The sequence below is a fragment of the Psychrobacter sp. TPE 89C genome (assembly GCF_055522395.1).
Map to the genome: position 1 here is coordinate 61,738 of NZ_JBVFXW010000008.1, position 12,088 is coordinate 73,825.

Consider the following 12,088-nt stretch of genomic DNA (forward strand, 5'->3'; position numbering starts at 1 on the left):
AGGGTAAATGCTACACCTTCATACTGGTTTATCCTATGTCCGAGCCTTTCAATCAGCCCACATCTAATCGCCTTATAGATAGCGCCCCTTGGGAGCGTTACCGTCGACCCTATGTGCGTGATTTGGCTTATGCACTTGCTTGTCCTAACGTCTTAACGCAGTGGTTAGATTTCGCACCGCATGAAAGCACACATGCTATTGCAGTGCATAGCGCTCACTTTTGGCAGTCGCAATTCAAGGCGTATGAGCAACGACTAACAGAGCTGGATACCACTAATGACTATCAAGCACTGACTCGCTATTTACTCAAGCGCCCAAGTCCCAATCGACTGGGGTTTCATTTTGAAGGGTTACTGTCATTTTGGTTAGAGGATGGATTTGCGCACAAGTTGCATCCGTACGAGACGCTCGCTAATAACGTACAGTTATTTAATGGCAAGCAGACCGTCGGTGAGCTGGATTTGATTTTGTATAATCATGATGAGAATCTGGTCGAGCATTGGGAGCTGGCCATTAAGTTTTTTATGGGGTCAGCACCGTTTGAGCCTGTGAACTGGGTGGGGATTAATGCCAATGACAATTTACAGCGCAAGATGACGCACATGCAAACTAAGCAGTTTCGGACAGTGTGGGTAGATACGGAAAATCATGGGCAAGTTAAAATTGATAAACGTTATGGCATTATAAAAGGACGATTCTATTTGCCAATAAATATCAATAATTTTAGCTACCCTACTTGGCTAGCATCAAGCTTTCCGATGCATGAATGGTGTGATAAGAATGACATGCCCACTCTCGCTACCATCGATACAACACAATTACGAGCTGCGCATTATATCGAATGGTTTACCAAGCGCGGCTTTTATGATGCGTGTCAAACGCAAACAGTTTGGTCAGATAGTGAGCCACCTGCGACAGGGTTATATTTTGTGGGTGATAGACCCATCGTGATTTGTCCCAAACAATCAAACCAAATAGATGAAGCGTCTTAGCTAACCTAGATACTTAAAACGAAAAAGCTTAATAATTTTCAATCACCTGCATCAGCTCATATCTAAGCATATCAGCACTGGGCATACGCTCCGCATGAAAGCGCACCATCGCAATACCAGCACTGGCAAGCGCTTTGTCTTTCTTGTCATCAGCCTTTTGCCGCGCTTTACTACTATGCGTCCAATCATCAAGCTCGATAGCCACCAGCGTGGTCTGAGCATCGACATCTACGATCACGTAGTCAACGCTCTGGCGACAGATACGATTGAACCAAAAGCTACGTTCTGATGTCTCACTACTATTTGCTTCAATGATTCGTGATAGCTGAACTTGAACAAATATGTGATATTCAGGCAGCGCGTTTTTTAACTTATTAAAAAATATCACCTCAGTATCCGTCATAATTGGCATCGGCGCAAACGGCCAAATAGCCAACTCATCGCCGCGTACAGGCTTTGGATCAGGCTCGACGACTACACGTTTTTCTAACAGCTTTGGTACGGTAATTAGCCCTAAAAACCCAACGGCTAAGATTAAAAATATAACACCAAACGACATGGTTTTACCTTATACATGATTAAAGCGGTCAGATAGTTATGGCGATCTTGTAGAAGAGTCGACACATAACTGACCACGGCAAGGCAGCCCTTATAGACTGACAGGTTATAAAGAGAGAAGTAGAGAAAAACGGTGCTTATCGTAACCAAGCTGACCTAAATCAGCAAACGATAAAACAAAAAACACGACAATAGATGTCGTGTTTTAATGATAACGGTATGGTCAATTCTATACGTCTATACTTCTATACTGGAATACAGACTTAGCAAACCAGCTATCACCAGTATAAAACCCAAGCGCCCGTTGTATTCACTTTAGGGTCACTATTAATCTTATCCTTTAGCGCCAAGGCTGCGATTTTACCACGCTCAGGACCGACGACGACTCGGACACCGCGACTGGTACGACTGGTTTTAGCCTGATAGCCTGCTGCTTGGAACTTTTTGACCAAATCATCCGCTCTGTTCTGATCATTCGCCAAAGCCACTTGTACCCCAAAGCTACCTTTCGCATCGGTTTCTTTGACTTCTTTACGAGCTTCGGTAAGTTTCTGCTGTGCTTCCCGCTTGGTTTCTGCTGTTTTCTTAGCTAAGGCTGCTTCTTTTTGACGCTTTGCTTCAGCAGCGGCAGCTTCACGTTCTAATCGTTGCACTTGAGCACGTGATGGAATCGTTATATTTTGACCCAATTGTAATGATGCTGACGGAGAAATATCATTGGCTTGTGCCAATACTGCGACAGGTACATTGTATTGTCTTGCTAGCTTAATGAGTCCATCACCTCTTTTTACTTCATAATCAGAAGGTGATTTTGGTGGTTCTTTTTTAGCCGCTTCAGTAGCCTCTTTCTCTTTCTGCTCTGCTAAAGCTTTGGCTCTAGCTTCGGATTCAGCTTTCTTTTGAGCATCCGCTTGTTTCTTAGCTTCAGCCTGCTTTTTGGCCTCTGCTTGTTTCTTTACTTTCGCTTGCTCATTTGCTTCAGCTGCTTTTTTACTATCCGCTAATGTTTTAGCAGCGGCTTCTGCTTTAATCGTAGCTTGGCGCTTTGCTTCTTGTTGCGCTTGAGCAGCTTTTTGCTTTTCAGCATCACTAGACCTCTTATCAGCAGCAGCCGATTCACTATCCGTACGAGGTTGGACGGTTAGGTCTTTAGCGACATCTTTTGCCGCTTCTGGATTTTCAGTCTCGTCAACGACTGGTGCACTATTGGCTACATATTGTTGGCTTTCAGCACGTGCTTTCGCCAATGCTTCAGCTTCGGCTGCTTCTTGTTCGGTCAAAAATTGCTGTGCTCGCTTTTCTTGCTCTGCGACACGGGCAGCACGCTCTTTTTGTTTCTGTGCCAAGATGCGTTTTTCTGTCTCGATATCAGTCGTTAACGGCTGCGCAGCTGCTTGCTCAGTACTTGGCGTATCTACCATCGCTGAGGTTGGCGCAGGCTGCTCATTGCTGCTATCGCCAATCTGTTGCACCATAGCGTATAGCATCACGCTACCGCCTAAAATCATCCCAATGCCCAATAAGGCTTGTCTCGAAAAATTCATCCGTTTACGTCTCTTAGTTGGTAATAAGGTTGATTGAGCGGCGCAGCTGTCGTCTCAAAGTTATATCGTAGAGAGCTATATCATAGAGAGCTTTGATGACTAGCGATTGCCGCGGGTTACATGTATCAATTTTCAGAGGTCATGTCGATCTTTTAATGTCAGTGCTCTTAGTTTCAATGCTCTGAAGCATTTTGATTATAAAGCATATTTTCTATACTGTCTGCCATCATGCTACCGTTAAGATTAACATTAAATAGCGGCTGGTTTAACTTAAATTGTCAGCATCCAGTGCAGATAGCGCCTCTCCTATCGTATGAAAAGAGCCGCATACTACGATTAAGTCTTGCGGTTGACTGGCCGCTCTGACTGCATAAGTCGCAGCTTGCAAACGCTCAAATTCATGCACTTGAGCATCATCGACATGATTTACTAGTATACCCTGCAAATGCTCAGTACTGGCTGCCCGTGGATAGTCAATTTCAGCGATAAACCACTCGCTAATTGGTAATCCTGTCTCGGTCAAGCGCTGTACAACCTTTTCAATGTCTTTATCAGCTAACATAGAAAATAGCATTTTAATGGTGGCAGGCGTGCTATCAGCATGTTCAGCGGTATTTTGATCTGCGACATGCTGCTGCCAAAGCGGTAGTAATTGCGCTAATAAGAACTCAACGCCTTGCTCATTGTGCGCCACATCAAATAACCAATGACGATTATCTATCTCGCGATAATCAAATCGACCTGCTAACTTGACTGTTTGCAACGCTGCCTCGATAGCATCGGTATCGACATTCAACGGACTTGCGAGTACTGCTGATAATGCATTGGCCGTATTGGTCAACGATAATGCTGAGCGCGGCAGTTGCATAGTAATAGCAGCATTACTGTATTGCCACGTCGCTGCATCAATGTCGCGGTGGCTAAAGTCTTGCCCTACTTGATAACAGTTTGCCTGATGCTTATCAATCGCTTGCTGAACGCTATTCGGCATCTCAATAGCACCGTATATCAGGCTGATATCATCACGCAATATACCTGCTTTTTCTGCGCCGATATCTTCCACATTGTCACCTAACCAGTCGACATGATCGATTGCAATATTGGTAATCACGGCCATATCAGGATCAATAATATTGACCACATCTAGACGACCACCTAGCCCAACCTCTAACACCCACACATCACAATCTGCTTCAGCAAATATAAGTAATGCCGCCAGTGTTGTCATCTCAAAAAACGATAGGGTCAAATCACACTGTAGCCGTGCCACTTCTACTTTGCTAAAGGCAGCAATCAAGACTTGATCACTGACCATCTCGCCATTGATGCGCACGCGCTCGTTAAAGACACTCAAATGCGGTGATTGATATAGGGCTGTTTTATAACCTGCTGCTTGACACATTTGTGCGATGACAGCGATCGTCGAGCCTTTACCATTGGTACCTGCCACCGTAAACACGTAAGCATCATCTTTGGCTGACTGCACTACGCCTAAGGCTTCAGCAACTGGTAACACGCGCGACAACCCCATGTCTATCGCCGACACGTGTATCTGCTGCATGTAATCAAGCCATTCGGTCAAATTGGCATTCTCATTAGGGCTATTCTCATTAGGGCTATTCGGGTTAGAAAGTGAAGTGTCAGACATAGATGAAACCTATATTGAAATATTCGAATAGAAAATTGGCGATTAGAAAGCTATCGGTTAGAAAGTCATCGATTAGAAGATACGTCCTAGTATATAACTACCTGACCAAAACCAAAAATAGCATTTACCGTTATATGACGATAAATGCTATTAGGGAGTTCTGCATATTTTAGAGATAGTAGCACGCTACTAGGCAGTTATACCAACCACCTGCTTATTTGGAAGGAAGCATCTACAATGTATTAAGCATCAACGTTAGGCATGCGGCTTAACTTTGCCAACAAGCGATAGATCGTTTCAATCATCTGATGGCGATGCACCACTTCATCTACCACGCCGTGCTCTAATAAGAACTCTGCACGCTGGAACGGTTCTTCTAGTGTCTCACGTACCGTCTGCTCAATCACACGCTTGCCCGCAAAGCCAATCATCGCCTTTGGTTCAGCTAAATGAATGTCACCAAGCATAGCAAGTGATGCGGTCACACCACCATAGACAGGGTTGGTCAAGACAACAATATACGGAATACCAGCAATTCTCAAACGCTCAATCGCAGCAGCCGTTCGTGCCATTTGCATCAATGACAACAGGCCTTCTTGCATACGTGCGCCACCAGAAGCAGCGAAACATACTAAAGGTACTTTATCTTTTAGCGCTTTTTCGGCAGCTTGCACGAAACGATCTCCAACGACTGACCCCATAGAGCCACCCATAAAGCGGAAATCAAACGCACAAGTGACCACATCGAGATTGCGCAGCTTGCCATACAGCACAATTAGTGCTTCGCTCTCACCTGTTTTTTCTTGTGCTTCAGCCATACGTGCAGGATAAGGCTTGCTATCCACAAAACGCAGCGGGTCTTTGGCAACGAATTCTTGTCCGAGTTCACCGTTGACCTGATCAAGTAGCCAGTTTAAACGCTCGCGAGCACTCATCGGTAAATGATGATCGCAATGCGGGCACACATAACTGTTAAAAATCAGCGATGTATTGGTAATCATCGAATGACAGTTACTGCATTTAGTTGATGGTTCAGTCTCTACCGCGCTTAATGGTGCAGTCAATTGCTGCTTAACGCCTGGTATCGGGCGATTAAACCAAGATTGCCCAGCAACGTTATTGTTAGGCTCAGCATTATTAGAAGTAGTCATATCAGGTTTTGTTATCGTATCAGTCATATTATTCGCCATTATCAAAGGCTTATCGACAAGCTGGCTCATTCACTTGTCCCTAAGAGTAAATTTAAAAGTCACATACAGTCATAACATGAGCAGTTATAAGGCACGCCTACGCGAAACTGTAACAATTTATGTGTGATGTTAGTTTACACACGTAAACTAACTTTAGCAAAGTCATTTGATAGTGTCTTTATAAACATTGTTATTTATAAACGCTACTGTTTATAAATAACGCTATTGGGCGTGTCATCATTTTGAAAATGGTGGTAAAAATGAGTTAAATAGCAGCTAAACAAGGAAAGTAGTACAGATAATATCGAGATATTAACAAGCTACTTGACAAAGTTTAGCAAATATTTAGCCATTTTTAGCCCATTCAACGTTTACGGTTCAGATTGAGGATACGCCCTATCACTATAACAAAAACTTAAATGACGAAAACTTAACGTTGCTTAACTCAGGCACTCAAGCTATCAAGCGCACCACGTAACTCGTCCATTTTTACCATGATTCGTTGCTGAGCAGCTGCAACAGCATCGGCATCATTAGCATCTATATCAGCAAAGTTTTGTACCAATGCACTGCCAACAATGACACCATCTGCATGAGTACCAATCGCTTTGGCAGAGGCACCATCACGGATACCAAAACCGACACATACCGGCAAATCCGTCTCAGCTTTGATGGCTTTGACTTGAGTCGCAACAGCGTCAGTATCGAGCGTGGCCGAACCTGTTACACCTTTCAATGACACGTAATAGATATAACCACCACAATGCGTCAATACTTGCTCACGGCGCTCGGGCAAAGTCGTCGGCGATAATAAGAAAATCTCATTCATCGAATGATCGGTTAAATGCTGCGTGAAGCTGCCCGCCTCCGCTGGTGGCAAATCAACCATCAAGATACCGTCAACGCCCGACTGCTCACATAGCGCCACGAAGTTATCATAACCAATGATTTCAACTGGATTGAGATAACCCATCAGGATAATTGGCGTCTGCGTGTCTGTTTGACGAAACTCTTCGACCATTTTTAGTGCATCACGAGTACTCGTCCCTGCTGCTAATGCGCGTTCGCCTGCCAACGCAACCACAGGGCCATCTGCCATTGGATCAGAAAACGGTAGGCCGACTTCAATCATGTCCGCACCATGCTTCACTAAGTCGTGCAATAGACCTACAGTGGTCGCTGGATTGGGATCGCCTGCCATTACATAAGGAATCAGGGCTTTTTTATTTTGTGCTTTTAAGGTTTCAAAAGTGCTTTCAATTCTGGTCATAAAAATTCCTGTAAGTTTTAATCTTCTTTGGTTTCTGAGTTCTTTTCAACTGACATCTTTCCACCGCTAAATTGAATATTTGAGTTGGTAAGACCTTTAAGTATTATTTCATAAGGATGTGATACTTTCTTTTCTCTCCCACTATAGTTTACTAGCATCATTCTTATGACTTCTAAATCATTATCAGTTACTCCGTTTTCGACTTTCAGCCTAGAAACAAAGTGCATCATATTTTGATAATTTCTTTGGTTTTCATATATAGACATGAGCGTGGAAGTTCTACTATTAGATGACTTAATAATATATACAACAAAGAAACCTAAGCTTAAGAATAAACTTATGACTACTATGTATTTTTCTATTGAAAAAACATCACCTTTCAGAAAAATCAAAAGAAAAAACGAAAGTATCATAGCAAATACAGAGAAAGAAAATAGGTTGATCATTTTATTTCTTAAGCTAAATGCCGACCCGTACTCCTGACTTTGTATTTCTAACAACTTCCTATTATCTGTTTCTGAAATATTATTTTGATATTTTAATAGCTCAGAATCTATGAAATCTTGCCTATTGAAATTTGCATAATACTTCCCAAAACTCTCTTCAAACTTACTTTCAATAGCACTATTGAATATAGAATCTAACTTTTCAGGTGAGTTATAGTAGTTTTTTATCAAAACTTCTATTTCTTTATCTATATCAACGCTACCAGATAAGCCTTCAAGATTTTCAACTTTATCTCTTATATCTTTGTATTCACCTAAGAAATACTCATAATCTATGTGATTACTACGATCTCTTAGGAAAAATAAATCGAGAAAATCACTAATGTCTATTTTTCTTATAAGGAATACAAGACCCAAGATAGCTAATATTAATGCCAAGGCAGAGTTTAGATTCAAAAAATCTTGCATCTTTATTTCCTAGTAGCAGATGAGTCAATACTACAGATAAAACCGTGATTAAATTTGATTTGCAAATAGGAGTTTCAGTCTTTTTACAACTCAATCCCTTCCGCCTTCATCACTGAATGCAAATCCTTATCACCGCGACCTGACATATTAACGATAATCGTCTGATCAGGGGTCATGGTTTTAGCCAGTTTCAATGCATAAGCGACAGCATGGGCAGACTCAAGCGCAGGAATGATGCCTTCTTTGCGCGTGGCTTCATGGAAACCTTCTAACGACTCTTTGTCCGTACAGCCGACATATTCAACACGCTTCATGTCTTTTAAGAAGCTATGCTCAGGGCCAACACCAGGATAATCAAGACCCGCTGAGATAGAATGCGTCTCTTGGATTTGACCATCATCATCTGCCATTAAGTAAGTACGGTTGCCATGTAGCACGCCGATACGACCAGCCGCTAGTGGTGCTGAGTGGCGACCGGTTTCGATGCCATCACCGGTTGCTTCGACGCCGTACATTTTGACCTCAGTATCATTTAGGAAGTCAAAGAACAAACCAATCGCGTTTGAACCACCACCGACACAAGCAACCAGTGCATCTGGTAATTTGCCTGTTTTTTCTAGATGCTGGATGCGGGCTTCTTTACCAATGATTGCTTGGAAATCACGAACCAGTAGCGGATAAGGGTGCGGGCCTGCAACCGTACCGATGATGTAGTACGTGCTATCGACGTTGGTGACCCAGTCGCGCATGGCTTCGTTCATCGCGTCTTTGAGCGTACGTGAACCCGAAGTCACCGGCACAACTGTCGCACCAAGCAAGCGCATACGATAGACGTTCATTTTTTGGCGTTCGACATCGTCCGCACCCATGTAAACGATACACTCTAGTCCTAAACGGGCGGCTATCGTCGCCGTCGCTACGCCATGCTGTCCTGCACCAGTCTCAGCGATGATACGTTTCTTGCCACACATCTTGGCAAGCAGTGCTTGTCCGATGGTGTTATTGACCTTGTGTGCGCCAGTATGGTTTAAATCTTCACGTTTAAAATAAATCTGCGCACCACCAATCTCATCACTCAAGCGCTTGGCATGATAAAGCGGCGTTGGGCGACCGACATAATTGACCAAATCATTGTGATACTCTTCCCAGAATGCAGGATCGGCTTTGACTTTGGTGTATAGCGCCTCTAGCTCTTCTAGGGCGGCCATCAACGTTTCAGAGACAAAGCGACCGCCATGTACGCCAAAATGTCCACGGGCATCAGGGTATTGATTAAAATCCTGTACGTCCGCTGGATTGGTAAAGGTATTGATAGCTTGTGCGGTAGCAGATAAATTATTGTTATCGACATGACTCATGGTAATTCCTACTGTAATAAGTGGTATTTTTTAGAATAAATCAGGGAGAAATGGTTTAAGTAACGAGCTGTTGAGCTGATATAAAACTAGCTACTTGTGTTCGAAGGTTCGCTAGGCGTCGCGTTTTGCCATCGGTCGCGTTTTACCGCTTTCATAAAGGCGCGCATTTTTGCAGGATCTTTTTTACCTTTATCTATCTCAATACCGCCACTGACATCGACTGCATAAATAGGCAGCTCTAAAGTCGCCGCGATATTTTCGGCATCCAGTCCACCCGCTAAGATAATTGGTAGCGAGCTGTCTTGCGGTATGAGACTCCAATCAAAGCGCGCGCCAGTACCACCATATTTATGCTGATGGTAAGCGTCTAATAAGATACTGCTCGCTCCTGCTTTGGCAAACTCATCAATCTGAGCGCGCACGCTAGCAGCACTGTCCGTATCAGCATTGACGCGCAACGCTTTAATCCAGCGTTTATTGACCATACTTGCCAGCTGCTGACATCGCTCAGGACTTTCATCACCGTGGAATTGTATGATATCAAAAGGCACAGTGTCTGCCAGCTCGACCAACTCATCTTGAGGCATATTGACCACCAACGCCACCACGCTCACAAAAGCAGGCAAGGCAGTACTTAATATCTGGGCTTGCGCTAGCGTCACGGCACGCGGACTGGGCGGATAAAACACCAAGCCGACTGCATCAACACCTAACTGTGTCGCAGTCTGTATATCACTAAGCTGAGTAAAACCGCAGAACTTGACGTGCATTTTGTGACCTTGCATTTCATGATACTAAATATGACACCGATTATAACGGCATCAGATAGTTTCAAGCTAAAGGTAAATCGTTATATGTGATGAGGTTTTGTTAATCAAACAGCAAAGCCATTGCATCCAAAAACTTATCCTAGCATACTTTTATTCCCAGTTTTGTTTATGATTGCGATTGATTAATACAGGAATACTTGAATGTCTAAGACTGCATCGGCAACGGCCAATCCAACTGACTGCAACGACAGTGATAGTGGTAAGGCAACTAGTGCAAATCCGCCACATTACTTGATGTGGTTTCGTCGTGACCTACGAGTTCATGATAATACTGCCTTGGCTGCGATTTGTGAACGGGCAAACGAAGATAATGCACGAGTCAGTGCCATATTCTTTCTCACTCCTGAGCAGTGGCAAGCGCATGATACATCGCTTGTACAAGTCGATCACATCGCCCGTACCTTGCCTATCCTCGCAAAAAAACTGAAAGAACAGTTAAACATCACCTTAACAGTACAAGTTAGCCCAAACTTTTCTGACTCTATTGACGCGCTAGTAGATATCTGTAGTGCCAATCATATCAGCGCTATCATGGCCAACCATGAGTACGAAGGTAACGAAATCGATCGTGATGAACAATTAACTGAGCAACTGGCAACAAGCGATATTGAGTTTGTACGCTGGCATGACCAATGTATCTTGCCACCACAAACGATTACGACCAACGATGGCGACAGCATGTACCAAGTATTTACGCCGTTTTATAAAAAATGGCGGCATACCTTGGAGGTGAGTGATATACAGATGCATCAAGCACCAGCTATACATTCGAATAATAGCATGACTCTAAAATTAGCCGAAGAATGTGCAAACACAGTAAAAGAGATAAAAAATCTCAGTACAAACATGGTCAACGACTATCAAAAACAGTTAAACAGTAATGAAACTAATGCCAATAAAGATATAAGCACCCAACTTGAAAATGCTCGTAATGACTATCCTGCTGGCGAAACAGCAGCTTGCCAGCGTTTAGAGGACTTTATCGCTGAGGATATCAATAATTATGATGTGAGTCGTGACGTGCCTAGCTTGCATGCGACCAGCCAGCTATCCGCTTATCTCACTATTGGCACAATCAGCCCCAGACTGTGCTACCTACAGGCAAATAAAGCTCAAGAAAAATTGCATGGTAACGACAGCGACAACAACGACATCAATCGCTGGATAAGCGAGCTAGCATGGCGCGATTTTTATCGTCATGTCTTGGACTATAAGCCAGAGCTGATTCGCCATCAAGCGTACAAGCATGAGATCGATACTAAGATTAATTGGTCATACAACACTGATGACTTTGATGCATGGTGCAAAGGCATGACAGGTGTACCGTTGGTTGATGCCGCGATGCGCTGTCTAAATGCAACGGGGTTTATGCACAATCGCCTACGGATGGTTACAGCGATGTTTTTGACCAAAGACTTACTGATTGACTGGCGCTGGGGCGAGCGATACTTTATGCAGCAGCTGATAGATGGTGATTTTGCGTCTAACAATGGCGGCTGGCAATGGAGCGCTTCTACGGGCACTGACTCAGCGCCCTACTTCCGTATTATGAATCCCTTTAGCCAAGCCAAAACCCATGACACAAAGGGCGAGTTTATTAAGACTTGGCTACCTGAGCTAAAAGACATACCTGCTACTATCCTGCACTCAGAAGAGAAAATGCGTAAAGCACTCAGTAAAAAAGGAGACTTCGCCGATATTGACTACCCTGTACCGATGGTTGAGCATAAAGCAGCACGCCTATTAACCATTGCTGAGTTTAAGAAAGAAGGCTAATTTGAGGG

Annotated in this window: 10 protein-coding genes; 2 read left to right on the top strand and 8 right to left on the bottom strand. The window is 43.6% G+C overall.

The features are described 5' to 3' along the window. Nucleotides 1-35: 35 nt before the first annotated feature. Nucleotides 36-992, top strand: coding sequence for a DUF1853 family protein (locus tag ACZW67_RS04450; protein WP_465182287.1), 957 nt, complete (start codon nt 36-38; stop codon nt 990-992). 28 nt (nt 993-1,020) lie between these two features. Here ACZW67_RS04450 and ACZW67_RS04455 read toward each other — a convergent pair whose 3' ends face one another. The 8 genes from ACZW67_RS04455 to ACZW67_RS04490 all read right to left on the bottom strand — a co-directional run bounded on the left by ACZW67_RS04455 (nt 1,021) and on the right by ACZW67_RS04490 (nt 10,244). Next, nucleotides 1,021-1,551 (bottom strand): DUF2726 domain-containing protein, encoded by a 531-nt coding sequence (locus ACZW67_RS04455; RefSeq protein WP_197217914.1) that lies wholly within the window; start codon nt 1,549-1,551, stop codon nt 1,021-1,023. Nucleotides 1,552-1,828: 277 nt separating this feature from the next. Then, complete coding sequence (locus tag ACZW67_RS04460; RefSeq protein ID WP_465182288.1) at nt 1,829-3,094, bottom strand: LysM peptidoglycan-binding domain-containing protein; 1,266 nt, start codon at nt 3,092-3,094, stop codon at nt 1,829-1,831. A 265-nt stretch (nt 3,095-3,359) separates the two neighbouring features. Further along, nucleotides 3,360-4,742 (bottom strand): bifunctional folylpolyglutamate synthase/dihydrofolate synthase, encoded by a 1,383-nt coding sequence (locus tag ACZW67_RS04465; protein ID WP_465182289.1) that lies wholly within the window; start codon nt 4,740-4,742, stop codon nt 3,360-3,362. Nucleotides 4,743-4,984: 242 nt separating this feature from the next. Further along, nucleotides 4,985-5,893, bottom strand: a complete 909-nt coding sequence (accD, locus tag ACZW67_RS04470; RefSeq protein WP_465182314.1) for an acetyl-CoA carboxylase, carboxyltransferase subunit beta — start codon at nt 5,891-5,893, stop codon at nt 4,985-4,987. Between the two features lie 484 nt (nt 5,894-6,377). Further along, nucleotides 6,378-7,202 carry a tryptophan synthase subunit alpha gene (gene trpA, locus ACZW67_RS04475; RefSeq protein WP_465182290.1) on the bottom strand — a complete coding sequence of 275 codons (825 nt, stop codon included), beginning with the start codon at nt 7,200-7,202 and terminating at the stop codon, nt 6,378-6,380. A 17-nt stretch (nt 7,203-7,219) separates the two neighbouring features. Continuing rightward, a complete protein-coding gene (locus ACZW67_RS04480; RefSeq protein WP_465182291.1) occupies nt 7,220-8,116 on the bottom strand; it encodes a hypothetical protein in 897 nt (298 codons plus the stop codon). Between the two features lie 83 nt (nt 8,117-8,199). After that, entirely contained in the window at nt 8,200-9,474 is a 1,275-nt protein-coding gene (trpB, locus tag ACZW67_RS04485; protein ID WP_290162057.1) for a tryptophan synthase subunit beta, read from the bottom strand. A gap of 86 nt (nt 9,475-9,560) precedes the next feature. Then, complete coding sequence (locus tag ACZW67_RS04490) at nt 9,561-10,244, bottom strand: phosphoribosylanthranilate isomerase (RefSeq protein ID WP_465182292.1); 684 nt, start codon at nt 10,242-10,244, stop codon at nt 9,561-9,563. A 201-nt stretch (nt 10,245-10,445) separates the two neighbouring features. Between ACZW67_RS04490 and ACZW67_RS04495 the strand changes: the two genes are divergently transcribed. Next, a complete protein-coding gene (locus ACZW67_RS04495) occupies nt 10,446-12,080 on the top strand; it encodes a cryptochrome/photolyase family protein (protein ID WP_465182293.1) in 1,635 nt (544 codons plus the stop codon). The last annotated feature ends 8 nt before the right edge of the window (nt 12,081-12,088 follow it).